This is a genomic window from Salipiger bermudensis HTCC2601, assembly GCF_000153725.1.
In the GTDB taxonomy this organism is placed as follows: Bacteria; Pseudomonadota; Alphaproteobacteria; order Rhodobacterales; family Rhodobacteraceae; genus Salipiger; species Salipiger bermudensis.
Genome location: NZ_DS022276.1, coordinates 803981 through 824616 on the forward strand (window position 1 = coordinate 803981; position 20636 = coordinate 824616).

A 20636-nucleotide genomic window follows, 5' to 3' on the forward strand; every position below is an offset into this window, starting at 1 on the left:
CACGGCAACATGGGGCGGCCGGTGTCCGAGGGGCGCCGGCCGTTTGCGTGTCAGGCCGCGAGGTCCTCCGGGGTGAGCACGAAGGCCTTGCCGAAGCCGCCGTTGAGCAGGCCGCGGCGGATCTCGAAGCGCAGCAGCGAAAAATCCGCGAAGCCGATATAGAGCTTCGCCTTGGGCTGAAGCGTCAGGTAATGCGCCGCAAGGGCGGCGTGCCCGGCCTCGCCGTGGCGGATGAACCGGGCGCTGGCCTGCAGGCTCAGGCGCGGATGGGTGAGCGGGTCTCCCTTCGGGCCGGGCTCGCCCAGCAGCAGGGCGCAGGCCGGGTCGGCCTTGAGAGCGGTGGCGTGGAAGGCGAGGTCGGAGACCAGGCTCAGCGGGAGCCCGTCCGGGCCGGGCACCACCGAGACCCGGCTGACCATCGGCGTGCGGGTCTCGGGATCGGTCACGCCGAGGGCCGCGAAGCGGGCGCTGGAAATGAGGTCGCGGGCAAGGGCGCGGGCCTCGTCATCTGTGGGGCGGATGGGGTCAGTCATGGCGGCGAGACTAGCGCGGGGCCACGGCGGGCGAAAGTGGCTCAGAACTCGGCCCAGAGCCCGAAGGTGAGCCCCATCGAAGTGTCCCCGAGCAGCCCGTAGCTGCCGCCGATCTGGGTTTTCAGGCGCTTGGTGAGGGGCTGCACGATGGTCGGTTCGATGCGGACGAAGGCCGGGTCGCCGAATTGCTGCCCGGTCTGGAACTGCACGATCAGCTTGCGCTCCTCCCAGAGGTTCAGCCCCCATGTGAGGTCGAGCTTGTAATCGGTCTCGCCACTGCCGAGCGAGATTCCCGCCAGCCCGTCCGCAGAGAGCCAGCCGTGGCGGAACCCGAGGCCGAGCGAGAGCCCCGGGCGCAGCACCATGGCGCCCTCGATCTGGCCCAGCCCCAGCTCGGCGGCGAGCTTCAGCCGGCGGTCGGCCCGTCCCAGCGGCATCCGGAGGAACGCCACGTCCTTGCCGCCGCCCGAGATCGCCCGACCCAGATCGAGCCCGACGGTCAGGCGCTCGGTAAGCCCGTATTCGACGTAGAGCGTGTAGTATTCCCCGGTGGGCTCGTACGAGGTCCAGGTGGTGACGTCCTGCGGCCAGGACAGCCGCGCGAGGCTGCTGACGAACAGGCTGCCCTCCTCGCGCGGCCAGGCCCCGGCGGACACGTTTCCGGCCAGCCCGGCCAGCGCCAAGGCCAGTGTCAGCCCCCTGATGATCGCCATCGCGCTTTTCCCTTGCCACCGGAAAACCTTGCGTCCAGCGTGGTTAACGCGCCGTTAAGCGGTGCTTTACCGGCGGCGGCATTCGCCTATGCTGCAGCTGCGGAACCACGAGGGGGATGGAATGGCAGGATCGGTGATCACGGTGGCGCAGCAGAAGGGCGGGTCGGGCAAGACCACGCTCTCGGCCAATCTGGCGATCGGGCTGCGCCTTGCAGGGCATTCGGTTGCATTGATCGACACCGATCCGCAGGGCAGCCTCGGGCGCTGGTTCATGACCCGGCTCGAGCACAACCCCGAAGCGGTCGAGGGGCTGGAGTTCGCCACCTCCTCGGCCTGGGGCATCACCTATGAGTGCCGCAAGCTCGCCGAGCGCTTCGACGTGGTGATCGTCGACACGCCGCCCAAGGCGGACAGCGATCTGCGCCCGGCGCTGCGTGCTGCCGATCTCGTGCTGGTGCCGGTCTCGATGAGCCATCTCGACCTCTGGGCCACGGAAAGCGTGCTCGATCTCGCCCGGCGTGAGAACCGCGAGGTGATGATGGTGATGAACCGCACCCGCCCCGGTACCCGGCTTTCGGGCGAGATCACCGCCGCCGCCACCAAGATGGCCGCGCGCATCGCCGATGCGACGCTGGGCAACCGGGTGGGCTATGCCGAGGCCTTCGGGCACGGGCTCAGCGCCGCCGAGGGTCGCAAGACCCCGGCCCGCGACGAGGTCGCGGCGCTGTCGGCAGAGGTGGCGCAGGTGCTGGCGAACGGGTAAAGGGGGCGTCAGGCGCGGGGTGTCCGCGCCAGAAGAGTGCCGGAGGCCTGCCCATGATCGATCACGCCGCCCTTGCCGAGACCATCCGACGCCACGAGGCCGCGCAGGGCCAGCCGATCTCGCGGCTGGGCTATTTCTGCGCCCCGTTCCGGCCAGCCAAGGGGCCGTTCTCGGAGCATGTGATCAAGGTCTATCGCGGGCTGCCGGATGCCGGCGCGCTCGACCGGCTGGCAGCGGCGCATGAGGATTACGTCGCGGCGCTGCGCGAGACCGGAGTGCCGTTGCCCGAAACCACGTTCCTGCTCCTCGAGAGCGAGGGCGCGCGGGTGCCGGTGATCGTGCAGGAGGCGCTGCCCGAGGCGTCGCTGATGCGGCCGCGGATGCAGGCCGAGGGGCTCGAGGCGACGCTCGAGATGATGGAGGCCGCGGGCCAGGTGATCGCGCGATTCTGGAACGCGGCTGACCGCTTCGACACGCGCATCGGCTTTCATCCCTCGATCCGCAATTTCGCCGTCGTCGACGGCACCGCGGTATTCTACGACACCTTCCCGCCACTGATCCATTACAGCCGCGACGAGATGGGGCGCATGCTGCTGCTGTTTTCGGAAAAGCGCCTGATGCGGCTGGTGGGGCCCTTGATGCGCAAGCGCGTGACCGGCATTCAGGATGAATGGTACTCTGCTCCCGAGACGCTGGTGGGGCTGGTTGGCTCGGCCTGCCGGCTGCGCCCCGAGCATGGCGAGCACTATCTCGCCTGGGGGCGGGCGTTTGCCGCACGCGAGATGCCGCGCTGGCAGGACGAGGCGATTGCGGACATGCAGGAAATGCCGCGCCTGCCGGGCTACTGGACGGGCTTTCGCAAGCTTCTGGGCCTTCAGGGCGCGCCCAACGCCTGAAGAAGAATTATCACTGAAATTCTTGGCTGCCGCGCGGGCTGAGGAAGATTTTTCGGAGGAAAAATCTTCGCCCGTTTCGTGCTATGCGTTCGGCTCGATCGAGCCCGTCACGGTGACGAAGACATCCTCGGGCAGGGCCGCCGCGAGGCAGTCGCGCAGGATCGGCCACTCGTCCTCGTCATCTTCGGCAATCTCGCGCAGGTCCATGATGACATCGTGGACCCCGTGGGTCAGCACGCCCAAACGGTCGCCGGTGGACAGCGCCGTGTCGAGATACTCGTCGAAGGCATCGCCGAACACCTCCGGCGGCACCCCATGCATTTCAAGCTGGTAGGATTGCCACGCGAGGATCACCGCCCGCTTGTCCAGCAGGCTCAGCGTTGCCTCCGCCTGCCGGACCGAGGGCGGGATCCGTCGCGACATGATCAGACGATCTTGATGCCGGCCTTCTCGGCGTCCGACAGGAACGCCGCGAGGCCCTTGTCGGTCAGCACGTGGTTGGCCATGCCCTTGATCACCGCCGGCGGCGCGGTCGCCACGTCGGCACCGATCTTGGCGCAATCCGACATGTGGTTGGCGCTGCGGATCGACGCGGCAAGGATCTGCGTCTCGTAGCCGTAGTTGTCATAGATCTGACGGATGTCGGCGATCAGCTCGAGCCCGTCAATGTTGAGGTCGTCGAGGCGGCCGACGAAGGGCGAGATGAAGGTCGCGCCGGCCTTCGCCGCCAACAGCGCCTGGTTGGCCGAGAAGCACAGCGTCACGTTGACCATCTGGCCTTCGGAGGTGAAGGTCTTGCAGGCGCGCAGCCCGTCGAGGGTCAGCGGCACCTTGATGGCGATGTTCGGCGCGATCTCGGCCAGCTTGCGGCCTTCCTCGATCATCGCCTCGTACTCGGTGGCAACCACCTCGGCCGAGACCGGCCCATCGACCATGTCGCAGATTTCCTTGGTGACTTCGAGGATGTCACGGCCGGACTTGGCGATCAGCGAGGGGTTCGTGGTCACGCCGTCCACGAGGCCCAGATCGTTGAGCTCGCGGATCGCGTCCACGTCGGCGGTGTCTACGAAAAATTTCATCTGCGTCAGCCCTCCCGGCTTTGCTTGGCATTCGGTCGCGCGTGTCATACCCCATGCGGGGGTCCTCAGGAAGCCCCTGTAGTTTTGCGCTAACGGAAACCCTGCAGATGGATGCGTTCTACGACGAAGGCACGCTGGTTGCCGTGCTCACCACGCAGCCGCTGGACCGGCTGCTCGACTACAAGGCGCCCGAGGGCGGCTGCTGGGAAGGGGCCTTCGTCGAGGTGCCGCTCGGGCCGCGCAAGGTGCTGGGCGTGGTCTGGGGGCCGGGCAAGGGCGATTTCGACCATGCCAAGGTGCGGCCGGTGACGCGGGTGCTCGACGTGGCGCCGATGCGCGCGGAGCTGCGCAGCTTTCTCGAGCGCGCCGGCGAGTACACGCTGACGCCGCTCACCGCGATGCTGCGGCTCGCCACCCGCGCGCCGGGGCTGGGCGAGGCGCCGTCGATGCGCAAGATCTACCGGCTGGGCGATGCCGAGCCCGAGCGTATGACCGACGCGCGCCGCCGGGTGCTCGAGGTGCTGTCCGAGATGGGCGGGCTGTCGCTGACCCAGGGCGAGCTGGCCGATGCGGCGGGCGTCACGCCCTCGGTGATCAAGGGTCTCGCCAAGATGGGCGCGGTGCGTGAGGAAGAGGCGCCGCGCGACACCGCCTTCCCGCGGCTCGATCCCGACTATGGCGGCAAGCAACTTGCCGAGGATCAGGCCGCAGCGGCGCAGAGCCTGCGCGAGGGCGTGGCCTCGGGGCGCTATGGCACGGTGCTGCTCAAGGGGGTGACCGGCTCGGGCAAGACCGAGGTCTATCTCGAGGCGGTGGCGGAGTGCCTCGCGCAGGGGCGGCAGGCGCTGGTGCTGCTGCCCGAGATCGCGCTGACCTCGGAGTTCCTCACCCGCGTCGAGGCCCGCTTCGGCGCCAAGCCGGCGGAATGGCACTCGGGCGTGACGGTGACCGAGCGGCGCCGGGTCTGGAAACAGGTGGCGCAGGGCGGTGCGCAGCTGGTGGTGGGAGCGCGATCGGCGCTGTTCCTGCCGTTCCGTGACCTCGGTCTCACGGTCGTCGACGAGGAGCACGACACCTCCTACAAGCAGGACGAGGGCGTGCTCTACAATGCCCGCGACATGGCGGTGCTGCGGGCCTCGATCTGCTCGGGCCGGGTGGTGCTGGCTTCGGCCACGCCGTCGCTCGAAAGCTGGGCCAATGCCGATGCCGGCAAGTACCAGCGACTCGATCTGGTCTCGCGTTTCGGCGCCTCGGTGATGCCCGAGATGCGCTCGCTCGACATGCGGGCCGAGACGCTGCCCTCGAACCGCTGGGTCTCGCCCTCGCTGCAATCGGAGGTGCTGGCGCGGATCGAGCGCGGCGAGCAGGCGATGCTGTTCCTCAACCGGCGTGGCTATGCGCCGGTGACGATCTGCCGGGCCTGCGGCCACCAGATCGGCTGCCCGCATTGCGACGCCCGGATGGTCGAGCACCGCTTCCTGCAGCGCCTCGTCTGCCACCAGTGCGGCGAGACCGTGCCCAAGCCGGAGGTCTGCCCGTCCTGCGAGGCCGAGGACAAGCTCGCTGCCGTGGGGCCGGGGGTCGAGCGGCTGGCCGAGGAGGTCGCAGAGCTCTTCCCGCAGGCACGGCTGGCGGTGCTGTCGTCGGATCTCTTCGGCTCTGCGCGGGCGCTGAAGGAGGAGATCGAGAAGATCGCCTCGGGCGGCGCCGACATCGTCATCGGCACCCAGCTGGTGGCCAAGGGGCACAACTTCCCGCTGCTGACGCTGGTGGGGGTGATCGATGCCGATCTGGGCTTGCAGGGGTCGGACCTGCGTGCCGCCGAGCGGACGTTCCAGCTGATGCGGCAGGTGGCTGGGCGCGCGGGGCGAGCCGAGAAGCCGGGGGTGGCGCTCTTGCAGACCTATCAGCCCGAGCACCCGGTGATCCGGGCGATCCTCTCGGGCGACGAGGAGGGATTCTGGCAGGCCGAGGCCGAAGAGCGCCGCGCTGCCGGGATGCCGCCCTATGGCCGGCTCGCCGGGGTGATCCTGTCCTCGACCGAGGCGCAGGAGGTGTTCGATCTCGGAAATGCCATGGCGCGGCAGGACGCACCGCTGCGCCGCATCGGGGCGCAGGTCTACGGTCCCGCGCCGGCGCCGATCGCCAAGGTACGCGGACGGCACCGGGTGCGGCTGCTGGTCAAGGCGCCCAAGGGGACGGCGCTGCAGCCGGCGCTGGCCGACTGGGCCGCGCAGTTCCGCCTGCGCGGTGAGCTGCGCATGGCGATCGACATCGACCCGCAGAATTTCTTCTGAGCCCGCCTGCCATGTCGTTTGCGGTGGGACAGGCAGGGGGCGCCGCCCCCTCTTGGCCTTCGGCCAATTCACCCCCGAGGTATTTTGAAACCAGAGAAGACGCGGGGGAGCGCCCCCGGCTTCTCTTCGTCAAAAATACTCCCGCCGGAGGCAGGCTGTGCATGGCGACCGGGCGCGGCGCGCGGGCTGAGCGCTCGTGTTCGGGTCCGGTCGGCCCCGCCGGGCGATGACCTCTCGGGCGCAGTGCGGCGGTTCTTTTTGCCGTTGCCTTGTTTGTCCCGCATCCGCCCTCTACATCTCCACGCATGAAGAACTGGTTTCCGTTCCTGAAAAAGAAGCCGACGGTTGCGGTCGTGCGCCTGCAAGGGGCCATCGGCACCGGCGGTCGCATGGCGCTGTCCGACCAGAGCCTGCGGCCCCTGCTCGAGCGGGCCTTTCGCAAGGGCAAGCCGGTGGCCGTCGCGCTCGAGATCAATTCGCCCGGCGGATCGCCGGTGCAGAGCTCGCTCATCGGCGCGCGCATCCGGCGTCTTTCACAGGAATGCGAGGTTCCGGTCTTTGCCTTCACCGAGGACGTTGCGGCCTCGGGCGGCTACTGGATCGCCAGCGCCGCGGACGAGATCCACGCCGACCCCAGCTCGATCCTCGGCTCCATCGGGGTGATCTCGGCGGGGTTCGGCGCGCATGTCTTCCTGCAGCGGCAGGGCATCGAGCGTCGGGTGCACACCGCCGGGCGGTCGAAGAGCATGCTCGACCCGTTCCGTCCCGAGAATGAAGAGGACGTGGCCCGGCTGAACCGGCTGCTCGGCCAGCTGCACGAGACCTTCATTGCCCAGATCAAGGACCGTCGCGGGGCCAAGCTGGCCGACAACCCGGACCTGTTCACCGGCGAGGTGTGGATCGGCAAGGCGGCCTGCGAGGTCGGGCTGGCAGACGGCATTGGCCATCTCGTGCCGGTGATGAAGGACAAGTTCGGCGACAAGGTGCGCTTCCGCCGCTACGAGCAGAAGCGCCGCCTGCTGCCGCGGCTCGGCGCGACGCTGGCGCAGGACGCGCTGTCGACGATCGACGAGCGCGCCGCCTTTGCGAGGTTCGGTCTCTGACGTGCTGGCCAAGATCGTTGCGATATTCCTGGTGGTGATTGCCCTGCTCGGCATGTTCGGAAAACTCCGGATGCCGGGGGCGGCCCGCCTCTCACAAATGAAATGCCCGCGCTGTGGCCGTTACCGGATCGGTAAGGGCCCCTGCGACTGCGGGAAGAAGAAGGGCTGATCATGGTCTTTGTCTACGCGGCCCTCGGCCTCGTGATCCTGTTGCTCGCCGGTGACGCGCTGGTGAAGGGCGCGGTGAACCTGTCGCTACGGGTCGGCATCCCGGCGCTGATCGTCAGCCTCACCATCGTCGCCTTCGGCACCTCGGCGCCGGAACTTCTGATCTCCATCCAGGCGGCGCGGGCCGATGTGCCGGGCATTGCGCTGGGCAACGTGGTGGGCTCCAACACCGCCAACGTGCTGCTGGTGCTGGGTATCCCGGCGCTGATCGCGGCGATGCACACCTCGGCGCATGACACCCGCAAGAGCTATGTGGTGATGCTCGGCGCGTCTGTGCTGTTCATTGCGCTGGCCTTCCGAGGCGTGTTCGACTGGTTCGCCGGCATCCTGATGCTGCTGGTGCTGGCGGTGATCCTCGGGGACCAGGCGCGCGAGGCGCTGCGCCACCGTCGCAATGGCAAGGCCGAGGCAGAGGCCGAGGATCTGGAAGAGCCCGAAGGCGCCGACCCGGACATGCCGTGGTGGAAGATCGCGCTGTTCCTGGTGCTTGGTCTGATCGGCCTGCCGCTGGGCGCCGATCTGCTGATCGACGCCTCGACCGAGATCGCCAAGATGTTCGGCGTGTCGGACACGGTGATCGGCCTCACGCTGGTGGCGCTGGGCACCTCGCTGCCCGAGCTTGCCACCACGGTCATGGCGGCGATCCGGCGGCAGGCGGACGTGGCGCTGGGCAACGTCATCGGCTCGAACCTGTTCAACCTGCTGGCCATCATCGGCATCGCCTCGCTGATCAAGCCGATCCCGGTCGACCTCGAGATGCTCTACTTCGACTTCTGGGTGATGCTGGGCGCCTCTCTGCTGCTGATCCCCTTCGTGTTCCTGAAGAAGGATCTGGGCAAGGTCTGGGGCGTGATCTTGTCGGCGCTCTATGTGGGCTATGTCTCCATCGTGCTGATCGGTGGATGAGGGAGAGCTTGGAATGACATTGCAGGTGAAAAGGGCGCTGGTCACCGGAGCGGGCAAGCGGCTGGGCCGCGCTATGGCGCTGGACCTCGCCGAGCGCGGGTTCGACGTGGCGGTGCATTACGCGGGCTCGGAGGAGGCCGCGCAGGAGGTCGCCGAGATGATCCGCGCCAAGGGCCGCAAGGCCGAGGCGCTGCAGGCGGACCTGCTCGAGGAAGATGCCGCTCAGGCCCTCGTGCCGCGCGCCTCCGAGGCGCTGGGTGGACCGCTGAGCGTGCTGGTCAACAACGCCTCGATCTTCGATTACGACAACATCGAGAGCACCACGCGCGAGAGCTGGGACCGGCATTTCGAGTCGAACCTCCGGGCGCCCTTCGTGCTGACGCAGGCGCTCGCGGCGCAGGTGGCCGAGCCTCTGAGCGACGACATGGACGAGCCGGTGGCGCAGGGCGTGGTGGTCAACATGATCGACCAGCGGGTGCGCAAGCTGACGCCGGAGTTCATGAGCTACACGCTGGCCAAGTCGGCGCTCTGGACGCTCACCCGGACCGCCGCCATGGCGCTGGCGCCCAAGGTGCGGGTCAATGCCATCGGGCCCGGCCCGACGCTTCAGGGGGCGCGCCAGAGCGACGATCACTTTGCCCGGCAACGCGCGGCGACGGTGCTCGAGCGCGGCGCCAACCCGGCCGATATCACCGCCGCGCTGGGGTATATCCTGGCGTCGCCGGGCTTCACCGGACAGCTGCTCTGCGTGGACGGTGGGCAGCACCTCTCGTGGCAGACGCCCGATGTGCTGGGCGTTGAGTGAGTGCCCCTGCGTCAGGTTGTGCACCGGTTCACAGAGCTGTTTCGAAAGCGTTACAAAATTGCCGTGTCATCAAGGGTTTGGCGGGTGTGAGGAAAAGTTTCCTTTAAAATAAGTAGGTTATAAAACTGCCTAAAAATCCATCTTTTGACGGAAACCGCCTTCTAACAAGGGAAAATCGCAGTTCCCCAGAATTTGCCCAAAGGATTATCCACAGGATCCGTGGATTACATAAATGTTGATCTCGCTGATCGGGCATTGCAGCAGAGATGGGGAATCACGAGATTGAGAGCGTTCGGGCACAAACGATCATGACCGAGGAGAGCGAAACCCACGAAACGCCCGCCCTGCGTGGCTACGAGCTCATCCACTCCTATCTGAGGACGCTGGACTCGAGCCCGGGCGTCTATCGCATGCTCGATGACCAGAGCCGGGTGCTCTATGTCGGCAAGGCGCGCAACCTGAGGGCGCGGGTGTCGAACTACTCGCGGCCCTCGGCGCAGCATTCGCGGCGCATCTCGCGGATGATCTCGGAAACCGCGTCGATGATGTTCCTCACGACGCGCACCGAGACCGAGGCGCTGCTGCTCGAGCAGAACCTGATCAAGCAGCTCAAGCCCAAGTTCAACGTGCTGCTGCGCGACGACAAGTCGTTCCCAAACATCCAGGTCACCACCGAGCACCCCTTCCCGCAGATCCGCAAGCATCGCGGCGCCAAGACAGAGAAGGGGGCCTATTACGGCCCCTTCGCCAGCGCCGGCGCAGTAAACCGGACGCTGAACCAGCTGCAGAAGGCGTTCCTGCTGCGCAACTGCTCGGATTCGATGTTCGAGGGGCGCACGCGGCCCTGCCTGCTCTACCAGATCAAGCGCTGCTCGGCGCCCTGCGTCGGCTACATCTCGGAGGCGGATTACGCAGAGAGCGTGCGCGATGCCGAGCGCTTCCTGTCGGGCAAGTCGACCCGGGTGCAGGAGACGCTGGCGGCGCAGATGGCCGAGGCCTCGGAGGCGATGGAGTTCGAGCGCGCCGCGGCGCTGCGCGACCGCATCCGCGCTCTGACCCAGGTCCAGACGGTGCAGGGCATCAACCCGCAGACCGTGGCCGAGGCCGACGTGATCGCGCTCCACATGGAGGGCGGGCAGGCTTGCGTGCAGGTGTTCTTCATCCGCGCCAACCAGAACTGGGGCAACAAGGATTATTACCCCCGCGTCGGCGAGGACGTGGAGCCGCAGGAGGTGCTCGAAGCCTTCCTCGGGCAGTTCTATGACACGAAGGAGCCGCCGCGCCTGCTGCTGCTCAACCACGAGATCGAGAACCCCGACCTGATGTGCCAGGCGCTGAGCGACAAGCTCGGCCGCAAGGTCGAGATCGCGGTGCCGCTCCGGGGCGAGAAGGCCGAGCTGGTCGAGGGTGCGGCACGCAACGCCCGTGAGAGCCTCGCCCGCCGCATGGCCGAGACCGCGACTCAGGCCAAGCTGCTGCGCGGGCTGGCCGAGGCCTTCGCTCTGGATGCGCCGCCGCAGCGCATCGAGGTCTACGACAACTCGCACATCATGGGCACCAACGCGGTGGGCGGGATGATCGTGGCGGGGCCGGACGGGTTCATGAAGAACCAGTACCGCAAGTACAACATCAAGGGCGAAGAGCTCGTCCCGGGCGATGATTTCGGCATGATGAAGGAGGTGCTGACGCGCCGCTTCACAAGGTTGCTGAAGGACGATCCGGATCGCGAGAAGGGGCTGTGGCCGGATCTTCTGCTGATCGACGGCGGCGCCGGGCAGGTCTCGGCGGTGGCCGAGATCATGCACGAGTTCGGGGTCGAGGACGTGCCCATGGTGGGCGTCGCCAAGGGCATCGACCGCGACGCCGGCAAGGAAGAGTTTCACCGTGTCGGCCAGCGCCCCTTCGCGCTGCGCCACAACGACCCGGTGCTCTATTTCGTGCAGCGCCTGCGCGATGAGGCCCACCGCTTTGCCATCGGCACCCACCGCGCCAAGCGCGCCAAGAGCCAGATGGCCAATCCGCTCGACGAGGTGCCGGGCGTGGGCGCGGCGCGCAAGCGGGCGCTCCTGGCGCATTTCGGTTCCGCCAAGGCGGTGAGCCGCGCCAACCTCGCCGATCTCAAGGCGGTGGACGGGGTGAGCGCGGCGCTGGCCGAGCGGATCTACGCCTTCTTCCACGAGAAGGGTTGAGCGCCGCGGCGCGCCCGCCGATTTGCTGCGCCGCGCACTGGACCTCGCCCGCGCCCGGGCCTAGGTTGGCGGCGCAATTCGAAGGGGGCGCACGCATGGCAGTCGGCAAGAACATCCGGACCTATTTCCAGGGCACCTGGCACGACGGAGACGTCTCGGTGATGCGCGCCGCCGACCACGGCGCGTGGCTCGGCAGCACGGTGTTCGACGGCGCGCGCTTCGTGAACGGGCTGGCGCCGGATCTCTGGGCCCATTGCGCCCGGGTGAACCGCTCGGCCGAGGCGCTGATGCTGCGCCCCACCGTCACCACCGAGGAGATGGTGCAGATCGTCTGGGAGGGGCTCGGCGCCTATGCCGAGGGCGCGGCGGTGTATATCCGCCCGATGTACTGGGGCGTCGGCGGCGACAAGACCGCGATCGTGCCCTCGGAGGAACAGACCGGCTTCGCCATCTGCCTCGAAGAGATCCCGATGGCCCCCGAGAGCGCCACCACCACGCTCGGACGGACCCGCTTCCGCCGCCCGGTGATGGAGGATGCGGTGGTCAACGCCAAGGCCGGCTGCCTCTATCCCAACAACGCTCGGATGCTGGCCGAGGTGCACGCCCGCGGCTTCGGCAACGCGCTGGTGGCCGACGCCATGGGCAACGTCGCCGAGAGCGCCACCGCCAACGTCTTCATGGTCAAGGATGGGGTCACCTTCACCCCCATCGCCAACGGCACCTTCCTGTCTGGCATCACCCGCGCCCGGCATATCGCCAACATGCGCGCCGACGGCATGGAGGTGCACGAGGCGGTGCTGAGCTTCGCCGATTTCGAGGCCGCGGACGAGGTCTTCCTGTCGGGCAACATGAGCAAGGTCACCCCGGTGACGGCGTTCGAGGATGTCTCCTACCAGGTCGGCCCTGTCACCCGCCGGGTGCGTGAGCTTTATTGGGACTGGGCCAAGACCACCGGGTGATCTGCCGCAGGGGCTTGTCACGAAGCCCCGTTGCCAATGCCTGTGCCCTGCACCATGATCCCGGCAAGGGAGAGCCATGATGCGCAAGTTTCTCGTCATTCTCGATGACAGCCGCGAATGCCTCAACGCCATGCGCTTCGCCGCCATGCGCGCGGAGAAGACAAAGGGCGGGGTGACGATCCTGTCGGTGATCCCGCCGGACGAGTTCAACCACTGGATCGGCGTCGGCGACCTGATGCGGGAGGAGGCGCGCGAGCGCATCCACGCCCATTACGAGGTCTTCGCGAAGTGGATGCGCGACCGCCACGATGTCGACCCCGAGCTGGTGATCCGCGAGGGCGACGTGGTGAGCGAGATCCTCGGCCAGGTGAAGGCCGATGACGCCATCGGCGTGCTGGTGCTGGGGGCGGCTTCGGGCAAGAAGGGGCCGGGGCCTCTGGTCAGCCAGCTCAGCCGCGGTTCGGGCAGCTTGCCGATCCCGGTGACCATCGTTCCGGGAGATCTGTCGAAGGAGCGGCTCGAGGACATCACCTGAGCGCCGCACGGCGTGGCAGGCGCCGGGATGTGAGTATTTATCGACGTAGAGAAGCAGGGGGTGCGGGCCGCTGGCGGGCAGGGAGGCTCTGCCGCCGAACGGAGCTGGCGTGTTCGTTGCGCCGGTCGCGTGGCGTCAGGCTCGTCTTAGAATGGTTCTAAACCTTGACGCTCCGCCGGGAGAGGCGCATATAGAGAGGGCCCGGAGAAAGGTACCCTTGAGATGTTCATTCAGACCGAATCCACCCCGAACCCCGCGACGCTGAAGTTCCTGCCCGGCCAGACGGTTCTGGGCGCAGGCACTGCCGACTTCCCGAGTGCCGAGGGCACTGACGCCTCGCCGCTGGCCAAGCGCCTGTTCGGCGTGACCGGTGTGACCGGCGTCTTCCTCGGTTCGGATTTCGTCACCGTGACCAAGGCCGATGGCGCCGACTGGGACCACGTGAAGCCCGCCGTGCTTGGCGCGATCATGGAGCATTTCCAGTCCGGCGAGCCTGTGATGGCCGGTGAGGGCGGGGCCTCGGGCCATGCCGCCTTCGAAGGCGAGGACGAGGAAATCGTCGGCCAGATCAAGGAGCTGCTCGACAGCCGCGTGCGCCCGGCCGTGGCACAGGATGGCGGCGACATCACTTTCCACGGCTTCGAGCGTGGCGTGGTCTACCTGCACATGCAGGGCGCCTGCGCCGGCTGCCCGTCCTCGACCCTGACCCTGAAGATGGGCATCGAGAACCTGCTGCGCCACTACATCCCCGAAGTGACCGAGGTCCGCCCGGTCGCCGTCTGACGGCGGCGCGCGACACCGGTCCCGAGACCCGGGCGGATCCGCCCGGGCGCAAGGTTGCATGACCGATACCGTTCTTGCCTTCGACACCTCCTCTGCCTGCGTCGCGGCCTGCCTGCTGCGCGGACCAGAGGTGCTGTGCCTGCGGCACGAGGAGATGGCGCGCGGGCAGGCCGAACGCCTGGTGCCGATGCTCGAGGAGATGCTTGAGGAGGCGGGGCTCGGCTGGCGCGACCTCGACGCGCTCGGGGTCTGCACCGGGCCGGGCAACTTTACCGGCATCCGCATCTCGGTGGCGACCGCGCGCGGGCTGGCCCTGTCGCTGGGCATCCCGGCGGTGGGCGTGACGGCGCCGGAGGCGACGGTCTGGGGCGCGGCGCGTCCGGTCGCGGCGGCGGTGGTCGGCTCGCGGCGGATGTCCTATGCGCAGCGCTTCGGCGCGAATGGCGCCGGGCCGGTGCTGTCGCTGCCGGATGCCGAGGCGATCGCGGCCGAGCTGGGCGAGATGCCGACCCTCAGCCACTCGCTGCCCTTTGCGCGCCCGGCGCAAAGCCTTGTCGAGGGCGTCGCGCGGGTGGCGGGCGAGCGCTTCCGCGCCCCGGATCTGCCGCGGCCAAGCCCGGTCTACGTGCGCCCGGCAGATGCGGCCCCCTCGCGCGAGGCGCCGCCGGCGATCCTGCCGTGAGCCCGGCCGAACTGGCCGCGCTGGCGGCGCGCGCCTATCGCCACACGCAGCCGTGGTCCGAGGCGGATTTCGCGTCCACGCTCGCCCATCCCACCGCCTTGCTGAGCTGCGCCGAGGGCGCCTTCGTGCTCGGGCGGGTGATCGCCGACGAGGCCGAGATCCTCGCGCTTGCCAGTGATCCGGAGGGCCAGCGGCAGGGCCGGGGGCGGGCGGTTCTCGCCACCTTCGAACAGGATGCGCGCGCCCGCGGCGCGGTCTCGGTGTTTCTCGAGGTGGCGGCGGAAAACGCCCCGGCGCGAGGGCTTTACTCCGCCTGTGGCTATGTCGAGACCGGCCGGCGCAAGGGCTATTACCGGCGCGCCGACGGCTCCTGCGACGACGCGCTGCTCATGACGAAGGCGCTGACCCGAGGTTAGCGCCCGCGGCTCCGAAATCGCCGCGTCACCCGGTGCAGAATCCGGTTGACCCTGTTGCTTCCCAAGGCCTTAAATCAACCATGATCTGCACGGATCAGGCATAAGAGCTGCGCGCAAGCCCGCGCCGCCACCACCACCTGGGAGCAACATATGACCCTGATGACCAAATTCCTCGGCGCAAGCGCCGCGCTGGCGCTGACCGCAGGTGCTGCGCTGGCCGATCCGGCGCTGGTCTACGACCTTGGCGGGAAATTCGACAAGAGCTTCAACGAAGCCGCGTATAACGGCGCCGAGGCCTATGCCGCCGCGACCGGCGGCAGCTATCGCGATATCGAGCTGCAATCCGAAGCGCAGCGCGAGCAGGCCCTGCGCCGCTTCGCCGAGGCCGGCTTCAACCCGGTGGTCACCACCGGCTTCTCCATGTCGACTCCGATCGCCTCGGTGGCGGCGGATTACCCGGACACCAAGTTCGTCACCATCGACGGCTTCGTGAACCCCGAAGAGCACCCGAACGTGCTCTCGATCCTGTTCTCCGAGCACGAGGGCTCGTATCTCGTCGGCATGATGGCGGCGATGGCCTCCGAGAGCGGCACCGTGGGCTTCGTGGGCGGCATGGACGTGCCGCTGATCCGCAAGTTCGCCTGCGGCTACGCGCAGGGCGTGATGGCCGCCAACCCCGACGCCACGGTGATCGCCAACATGACCGGCACCACCCCGGCGGCGTGGAACGACCCGGTGAAGGGCTCCGAGCTTGCCAAGGCGCAGATCAGCCAGGGCGCCGACGTGATCTATGCCGCCGCCGGTGGCACTGGCCTCGGCGTGCTGCAGACCGCCGCCGACGAGGATATCCTGTCGGTCGGCGTGGACAGCAACCAGAACCACCTGCACCCGGGCGAGGTGCTGACCTCGATGCTCAAGCGCGTCGACGTGGCGGTGCAGGAAGCGATGACCGCGGGCGACGAACTCGAGACCGGCGTTATGGTGCTGGGTCTGGCCGAGAACGGCGTCGGCTACGCGCTCGACGAGAACAACGAGGCGCTGGTCACCGAGGAGATGAAGACCGCGGTCGATGCCGCGCGCGAAGAGATCATCGCGGGCGAGATCGCGGTGCACGACTACTCTTCCGACGACAGCTGCCCCGTCCTCAACTTCTGAGCGCCTGCGGGCCGGTGACCCCGGCCCGCTCTCCAAACAGGGTCGGCTCCTCCGCCTGCACCGGTGGAGGAGCCGCGCTTCCAGTTACGACCCGGGAATCTGCCATGACCGCCCCCGCCATCGAGCTGCAAGGCATCTCCAAGGCCTTCGGCCCCGTCCAGGCCAACAAGGACATCTCGATCCGCGTCATGCCGGGCACGATCCACGGCATCATCGGCGAGAACGGTGCCGGCAAATCGACGCTGATGTCGATCCTCTACGGTTTCTACAAGGCCGATGCCGGCGAGATCTTCATCAACGGGCAGCGCACCGAGATCAGCGACAGCCAGGCGGCGATCTCCGCCGGCATCGGCATGGTATTCCAGCACTTCAAGCTGGTGCAGAACTTCACCGTGCTCGAGAACGTCATCCTCGGCGCCGAGGACGGCCCGATGCTCAACGCTTCGCTGGCCCGCGCTCGCGGCGTGTTGCGGCAGCTGTCGGAGGAATACGAGCTCTCGGTCGATCCCGACCAGCTGATCGAGAATCTCAGCGTCGGCCATCAGCAGCGCGTCGAGATCCTCAAGGCGCTCTACCGGCAGGCCGACATCCTGATCCTCGACGAGCCCACCGGCGTGCTCACGCCCGCCGAGGCCGACCACCTGTTCCGCATCCTCGACAACCTCCGGGCCGAGGGCAAGACGATCATCCTGATCACCCACAAGCTGCGCGAGATCATGGAGATCACCGACACCGTCTCGGTGATGCGCCGCGGCCAGATGACCGCCACCGTCAAGACCCGCGAGACCTCGCCCGAGGAGCTGGCCGAGTTGATGGTCGGCCGCAAGGTGCTGCTTCGGGTCGACAAGGCGCCGGCCGAGATCGGCGCCCCGGTGTTGCAGGTCGAGGGGTTGCGCCATGTTGACAGCCACGGGGTCGAGCGTCTCAAGGGCGTCTCGCTCGAGGTCCGCGCCGGAGAGATCCTCGGCATCGCCGGCGTCGCCGGCAACGGCCAGTCCGAGCTGCTCGAGGTGCTGGGCGGCTATGCCGACGCCACCGGCCGGGTGCTGGTCAACGGCTCCGAGATCGACCTGACCGGCGCCAAGTCCGACGGTCAGTCGCGCCGCGCCCGCGGCATCGCCCATGTCCCCGAGGACCGGCAGACCGAGGGGCTGATCATGGCCTACACGGCGTGGGAGAACATCGTCTTCGGCTACCACCGCGACCCGCGCTACCAGTCGGGCATGCTGATGAACAATGCGCTGATCCGCGAGGAGGCGCAGGACAAGATGACCCGCTACGATGTGCGCCCGCCGAACCCGCAGCTCGCGGCGCGGAACTTCTCGGGCGGCAACCAGCAGAAGATCGTGCTGGCCCGCGAGATCGAGCGCGATCCCGACATCCTGCTGATCGGCCAGCCGACCCGCGGCGTCGACATCGGCGCCATCGAGTTCATTCACCAGGAAATCGTGCGCCTGCGCGACAAGGGCAAGGCGATCCTGCTGGTCTCGGTGGAGCTCGACGAGATCCTGTCGCTGTCGGATCGCATCGCGGTGATGTTCGACGGCCAGATCATGGGCGAGCGCCTTCCCGCGGAGACCGACCAGACCGAGCTCGGCCTGCTGATGGCCGGCGTCACCGAGAGGCCCGACAAGCCGCTGATAGAGGCCGTCGATGCGTCGCTTCACGAAAAGGAAGCCCGGGAGGCCGAGCAGCATGACTGAGCCCGCCCGCCTTGCGACGTCCCCTGCTTCTTTACGTCCCAAATACTCCCGCCGGAGGCACCCGCGCCCGCAGGGCGCGCCCCTGAACCAAGAGGCCCCGAATGGATAAGATGCCCGCCTGGGCCGACGCGGTGCTCGTGCCCCTGATCTCGATCCTGCTCGCCGCCGTGCTGTCGGCGCTGGTGATCCTCGCCATCGGCGAGAACCCGGTCGATGCGTTCAAGCTGATGGTCGAGGGCGCGCTGATGCGCAGCGCCGGCTGGGGCTACACGCTCTATTACACCACCAACTTCATCTTCACCGGGCTCTGCGTCGCGGTGGCCTTTCACGCCAAGATGTTCAACATCGGCGGCGAGGGGCAGGCGATGATCGGCGGGCTGGGCGTGGCGCTGGTCTGCCTGTTCATCCCGTTCCCGCACTGGAGCATCGCGCTGCTGGTGGCGACGCTGGCCGCCGGCGCGTTCGGGGCGCTCTGGGCGCTGATCCCGGCCTATCTTCAGGCCACGCGCGGCAGCCATATCGTGATCACCACCATCATGTTCAACTTCATCGCCGCGGCGGTGCTGAACTACGTGCTGGTCAATGTTCTGCGCCCGCAAGGGGCCATGGACCCGGCCACCGCCAAGTTCCCCGAGGCAACCCAGCTGCCGACCTTCCAGGACCTGTTCGCCACCGCCGAGAACCCGCTGTTCCGCGGCTCGCCCGCCAACGTGACCTTCTTCCTCGCGGTGCTGGCCTGCGTCGCCTTCTGGTTCCTGATGTGGCGCACCAAGCTCGGCTACGAGATCCGCGCCTTCGGCCATTCCGAGAGCGCCGCCCGCTATGCCGGCATCTCTCCGGTGCGCATCACCGTCGTGGCGATGCTGATCTCGGGCGGTCTCGCCGGCATGATGGCACTCAACACCACCATGGGCGAGGCCGAGCGGCTGGTGATGAACGCAACCGAGGGCGCCGGCTTCATCGGCATCGCGGTGGCGCTGATGGGGCGCTCGCACCCGGTCGGGATCTTTCTCGCGGCGCTGCTCTTCGGCTTCCTCTATCAGGGCGGCGCCGAGCTGGCGCTCTGGACCAACATCCCGCGCGAGCTGATCACCGTGATCCAGGCGCTGGTGATCCTGTTTACCGGCGCGCTCGACAACATGGTGCGGATGCCGCTCGAACGCATCTTCATGGCGACCCGGCGGAGGAACGGCTGATGGATTTCGCAACCCTTCTCCAGGTGCTCGATTCCACCGTGCGCCTTGCCACGCCGCTGCTCTTCGCCTGCCTCGCCGGGCTGTTTTCCGAGCGCTCGGGCGTTGTCGATATCGGGCTCGAGGGCAAGATGCTCGCCGCGGCCTTCGCCTCTGCCGCTGTCGCCGCGGTGACCGGTTCGGTCTGGCTCGGCCTGCTGGCGGGGATCGTCTCGGCCACGCTGATGAGCGCCATCCACGGTCTCGCCTCGATCACCTTCCGCGGCAACCAGCTGATCTCGGGGGTGGCGATCAACTTCCTCGCCTCAGGCCTGACGGTGCTGATCGCGCAAAGCTGGTTTGGACAGGGCGGCCGCACGCCCTCGCTGATCGGCGGCGGCCGCTTCACCGGCATCACGCTGCCCTTCGCCGAGGCGCTTTCGGGCGTGCCGGTGATCGGGCCGATCTATGCCGAGCTGATCTCGGGGCACTCGATCCTCGTCTACGTGGCCTTCCTGATGGTGCCGCTGTCGTGGTTCATCCTCTATCGCACCCGCTTTGGCCTGCGCCTGCGCGCGGTGGGCGAGGCGCCGGAGGCGGTCGACACCGCCGGTGTCTCGGTGATCGGGCTGCGCTACGCGGCGATCGCCATCTGCGGCCTGCTCTGCGGGCTCGCGGGGGCCTACCTGGCCACCGGCCTGCAGGCGGGGTTCGTGCGCGAGATGACCGCCGGGCGCGGCTACATCGCTCTGGCGGCGCTGATCTTCGCCAAGTGGCGGCCGTGGTACGCGCTCTGGGCTTGTCTGCTCTTCGGCCTGCTGCAGGCGGTGGCGCTGCGCTACCAGAACATTGATCTCGGCGCCTTTACCGTGCCGGTGCAGGTGATGGACGCGCTGCCCTATATCCTGACGGTGATCATCCTCGCGGGCTTTGTCGGCAAGGCGATCCCGCCCCGCGCCAGCGGCGAGCCCTACCTCAAGGAGCGCTGAGCACTGGCCTCCGCCTCTCCGAGCGACTATCTCGGGAGGGACTGAGCGAAGCAAGGAGCAGGGCAATGCGGGTGATCTTCATGGGAACGCCGGAGTTCTCGGTGCCGGTGCTCGACGCGCTGGTCGAGGCGGGGCACGAGATTGCCGCGGTCTACTGCCAGCCGCCGCGCCCCGCCGGGCGCGGCAAAAAGGACCGGCCCACGCCGGTGCATGCCCGCGCCAAGGCGCTGGGGCTCGAGGTGCGCCACCCGGTGAGCCTGAAATCGCCCGATGAGCAGGCCCGCTTCGCCGAGCTCAAGGCCGATGTCGCGGTGGTGGTCGCCTACGGGCTGATCCTGCCGCAGGCCATCCTCGACGCGCCCGCCAAGGGCTGCCTCAACATCCACGCCTCGCTGCTGCCGCGCTGGCGCGGGGCCGCCCCGATCCACCGGGCGATCCTGTCGGGCGATGCACAGACCGGCATCTGCATCATGCAGATGGAGGCCGGGCTCGACACCGGCCCAGTGCTGCTGCGCGAGGCCACCGAGATTGGCCCGGAGGAGACCACCGGCGCGTTACATGACCGGCTGAGCGCCATGGGTGCGGCACTGATCGTGCAGGCGCTGTCGCAACTGGACTCCCTCACCCCCGAGGTGCAGCCCGAAGAGGGCGTTACCTACGCGCAGAAGATCGCCAAGGCGGAGGCGGCAGTGGACTGGACGCGCCCGGCGGAAGAGATCTCGCGCCAGAT

Annotated in this window: 22 protein-coding genes; 18 read left to right on the forward strand and 4 right to left on the reverse strand. The window is 68.0% G+C overall.

From position 1 onward, the window contains the following. Positions 1-50: 50 nt before the first annotated feature. Both R2601_RS03865 and R2601_RS03870 read right to left on the reverse strand, forming a co-directional pair. Positions 51-533 carry a HugZ family pyridoxamine 5'-phosphate oxidase gene (locus R2601_RS03865; protein ID WP_007793864.1) on the reverse strand — a complete coding sequence of 161 codons (483 nt, stop codon included), beginning with the start codon at positions 531-533 and terminating at the stop codon, positions 51-53. 41 nt (positions 534-574) lie between these two features. Further along, positions 575-1246, reverse strand: coding sequence for a hypothetical protein (locus R2601_RS03870; RefSeq protein WP_007793866.1), 672 nt, complete (start codon positions 1244-1246; stop codon positions 575-577). Positions 1247-1367: 121 nt separating this feature from the next. On the opposite strand from R2601_RS03870, the gene parA reads away from it, so the two are divergent. Further along, a complete protein-coding gene (gene parA / locus R2601_RS03875; protein WP_040545108.1) occupies positions 1368-2009 on the forward strand; it encodes a ParA family partition ATPase in 642 nt (213 codons plus the stop codon). Between the two features lie 53 nt (positions 2010-2062). Then, a complete protein-coding gene (locus tag R2601_RS03880) occupies positions 2063-2905 on the forward strand; it encodes a DUF6206 family protein (RefSeq protein ID WP_007793873.1) in 843 nt (280 codons plus the stop codon). Between the two features lie 81 nt (positions 2906-2986). Here R2601_RS03880 and R2601_RS03885 read toward each other — a convergent pair whose 3' ends face one another. Together R2601_RS03885 and fsa are read right to left on the reverse strand one after the other, a co-directional pair. Next, on the reverse strand, positions 2987-3328 hold the full coding sequence (locus R2601_RS03885) for a hypothetical protein (protein ID WP_007793875.1): 342 nt from the start codon (positions 3326-3328) through the stop codon (positions 2987-2989). A 2-nt stretch (positions 3329-3330) separates the two neighbouring features. Next, positions 3331-3984: a fructose-6-phosphate aldolase gene (gene fsa / locus R2601_RS03890; protein WP_007793877.1), complete on the reverse strand. Its 654-nt coding sequence runs from the start codon at positions 3982-3984 to the stop codon at positions 3331-3333. 107 nt (positions 3985-4091) lie between these two features. Here fsa and R2601_RS03895 point away from each other — a divergent pair, with 107 nt between their 5' ends. The 16 genes from R2601_RS03895 to fmt form a co-directional block, all read left to right on the forward strand. Continuing rightward, on the forward strand, positions 4092-6281 hold the full coding sequence (locus R2601_RS03895; protein WP_007793880.1) for a primosomal protein N': 2190 nt from the start codon (positions 4092-4094) through the stop codon (positions 6279-6281). A gap of 305 nt (positions 6282-6586) precedes the next feature. Continuing rightward, a complete protein-coding gene (locus R2601_RS03900; protein ID WP_007793882.1) occupies positions 6587-7384 on the forward strand; it encodes a S49 family peptidase in 798 nt (265 codons plus the stop codon). A gap of 1 nt (position 7385) precedes the next feature. After that, on the forward strand, positions 7386-7553 hold the full coding sequence (locus R2601_RS26910) for a hypothetical protein (protein WP_050768403.1): 168 nt from the start codon (positions 7386-7388) through the stop codon (positions 7551-7553). A 2-nt stretch (positions 7554-7555) separates the two neighbouring features. Then, positions 7556-8518 (forward strand): calcium/sodium antiporter, encoded by a 963-nt coding sequence (locus R2601_RS03910; RefSeq protein ID WP_007793885.1) that lies wholly within the window; start codon positions 7556-7558, stop codon positions 8516-8518. Between the two features lie 13 nt (positions 8519-8531). Next, positions 8532-9323, forward strand: coding sequence for an SDR family oxidoreductase (locus tag R2601_RS03915; RefSeq protein WP_007793887.1), 792 nt, complete (start codon positions 8532-8534; stop codon positions 9321-9323). Between the two features lie 308 nt (positions 9324-9631). After that, positions 9632-11512: an excinuclease ABC subunit UvrC gene (gene uvrC / locus R2601_RS03920; protein ID WP_007793889.1), complete on the forward strand. Its 1881-nt coding sequence runs from the start codon at positions 9632-9634 to the stop codon at positions 11510-11512. 95 nt (positions 11513-11607) lie between these two features. Further along, complete coding sequence (locus R2601_RS03925; protein ID WP_007793892.1) at positions 11608-12471, forward strand: branched-chain amino acid aminotransferase; 864 nt, start codon at positions 11608-11610, stop codon at positions 12469-12471. Positions 12472-12550: 79 nt separating this feature from the next. Next, positions 12551-13006 carry a universal stress protein gene (locus R2601_RS03930; protein WP_040545111.1) on the forward strand — a complete coding sequence of 152 codons (456 nt, stop codon included), beginning with the start codon at positions 12551-12553 and terminating at the stop codon, positions 13004-13006. A 222-nt stretch (positions 13007-13228) separates the two neighbouring features. Continuing rightward, positions 13229-13789, forward strand: a complete 561-nt coding sequence (locus R2601_RS03935) for a NifU family protein (RefSeq protein ID WP_007793897.1) — start codon at positions 13229-13231, stop codon at positions 13787-13789. Positions 13790-13847: 58 nt separating this feature from the next. Then, positions 13848-14471 carry a tRNA (adenosine(37)-N6)-threonylcarbamoyltransferase complex dimerization subunit type 1 TsaB gene (gene tsaB, locus R2601_RS03940; protein WP_007793898.1) on the forward strand — a complete coding sequence of 208 codons (624 nt, stop codon included), beginning with the start codon at positions 13848-13850 and terminating at the stop codon, positions 14469-14471. Continuing rightward, positions 14468-14887: a GNAT family N-acetyltransferase gene (locus R2601_RS03945; protein ID WP_007793900.1), complete on the forward strand. Its 420-nt coding sequence runs from the start codon at positions 14468-14470 to the stop codon at positions 14885-14887. Before tsaB ends, R2601_RS03945 begins: the two co-directional genes overlap by 4 nt. Before the next feature lie 150 nt (positions 14888-15037). Beyond that, positions 15038-16042, forward strand: a complete 1005-nt coding sequence (locus tag R2601_RS03950; protein ID WP_007793901.1) for a BMP family lipoprotein — start codon at positions 15038-15040, stop codon at positions 16040-16042. A 104-nt stretch (positions 16043-16146) separates the two neighbouring features. After that, positions 16147-17745, forward strand: a complete 1599-nt coding sequence (locus tag R2601_RS03955; protein WP_007793905.1) for an ABC transporter ATP-binding protein — start codon at positions 16147-16149, stop codon at positions 17743-17745. A 101-nt stretch (positions 17746-17846) separates the two neighbouring features. Beyond that, positions 17847-18941: an ABC transporter permease gene (locus R2601_RS03960; protein ID WP_007793908.1), complete on the forward strand. Its 1095-nt coding sequence runs from the start codon at positions 17847-17849 to the stop codon at positions 18939-18941. Beyond that, entirely contained in the window at positions 18941-19906 is a 966-nt protein-coding gene (locus tag R2601_RS03965; protein ID WP_007793911.1) for an ABC transporter permease, read from the forward strand. Before R2601_RS03960 ends, R2601_RS03965 begins: the two co-directional genes overlap by 1 nt. A gap of 65 nt (positions 19907-19971) precedes the next feature. Then, a partial coding sequence (gene fmt / locus R2601_RS03970; RefSeq protein WP_007793914.1) for a methionyl-tRNA formyltransferase occupies positions 19972-20636 on the forward strand: 665 nt, incomplete at its 3' end.

What these genes read in the sequence shown, in the direction of transcription:
- R2601_RS03865 (WP_007793864.1), bottom strand. Translation starts at nt 533, where the DNA reads ATGACTGACCCCATCCGCCCCACAGATGACGAGGCCCGCGCCCTTGCC.
- R2601_RS03870 (WP_007793866.1), bottom strand. Translation starts at nt 1,246, where the DNA reads ATGGCGATCATCAGGGGGCTGACACTGGCCTTGGCGCTGGCCGGGCTG.
- parA (WP_040545108.1), top strand. Translation starts at nt 1,368, where the DNA reads ATGGCAGGATCGGTGATCACGGTGGCGCAGCAGAAGGGCGGGTCGGGC.
- R2601_RS03880 (WP_007793873.1), top strand. Translation starts at nt 2,063, where the DNA reads ATGATCGATCACGCCGCCCTTGCCGAGACCATCCGACGCCACGAGGCC.
- R2601_RS03885 (WP_007793875.1), bottom strand. Translation starts at nt 3,328, where the DNA reads ATGTCGCGACGGATCCCGCCCTCGGTCCGGCAGGCGGAGGCAACGCTG.
- fsa (WP_007793877.1), bottom strand. Translation starts at nt 3,984, where the DNA reads ATGAAATTTTTCGTAGACACCGCCGACGTGGACGCGATCCGCGAGCTC.
- R2601_RS03895 (WP_007793880.1), top strand. Translation starts at nt 4,092, where the DNA reads ATGGATGCGTTCTACGACGAAGGCACGCTGGTTGCCGTGCTCACCACG.
- R2601_RS03900 (WP_007793882.1), top strand. Translation starts at nt 6,587, where the DNA reads ATGAAGAACTGGTTTCCGTTCCTGAAAAAGAAGCCGACGGTTGCGGTC.
- R2601_RS03910 (WP_007793885.1), top strand. Translation starts at nt 7,556, where the DNA reads ATGGTCTTTGTCTACGCGGCCCTCGGCCTCGTGATCCTGTTGCTCGCC.
- R2601_RS03915 (WP_007793887.1), top strand. Translation starts at nt 8,532, where the DNA reads ATGACATTGCAGGTGAAAAGGGCGCTGGTCACCGGAGCGGGCAAGCGG.
- uvrC (WP_007793889.1), top strand. Translation starts at nt 9,632, where the DNA reads ATGACCGAGGAGAGCGAAACCCACGAAACGCCCGCCCTGCGTGGCTAC.
- R2601_RS03925 (WP_007793892.1), top strand. Translation starts at nt 11,608, where the DNA reads ATGGCAGTCGGCAAGAACATCCGGACCTATTTCCAGGGCACCTGGCAC.
- R2601_RS03930 (WP_040545111.1), top strand. Translation starts at nt 12,551, where the DNA reads ATGCGCAAGTTTCTCGTCATTCTCGATGACAGCCGCGAATGCCTCAAC.
- R2601_RS03935 (WP_007793897.1), top strand. Translation starts at nt 13,229, where the DNA reads ATGTTCATTCAGACCGAATCCACCCCGAACCCCGCGACGCTGAAGTTC.
- tsaB (WP_007793898.1), top strand. Translation starts at nt 13,848, where the DNA reads ATGACCGATACCGTTCTTGCCTTCGACACCTCCTCTGCCTGCGTCGCG.
- R2601_RS03950 (WP_007793901.1), top strand. Translation starts at nt 15,038, where the DNA reads ATGACCCTGATGACCAAATTCCTCGGCGCAAGCGCCGCGCTGGCGCTG.
- R2601_RS03955 (WP_007793905.1), top strand. Translation starts at nt 16,147, where the DNA reads ATGACCGCCCCCGCCATCGAGCTGCAAGGCATCTCCAAGGCCTTCGGC.
- R2601_RS03960 (WP_007793908.1), top strand. Translation starts at nt 17,847, where the DNA reads ATGGATAAGATGCCCGCCTGGGCCGACGCGGTGCTCGTGCCCCTGATC.
- R2601_RS03965 (WP_007793911.1), top strand. Translation starts at nt 18,941, where the DNA reads ATGGATTTCGCAACCCTTCTCCAGGTGCTCGATTCCACCGTGCGCCTT.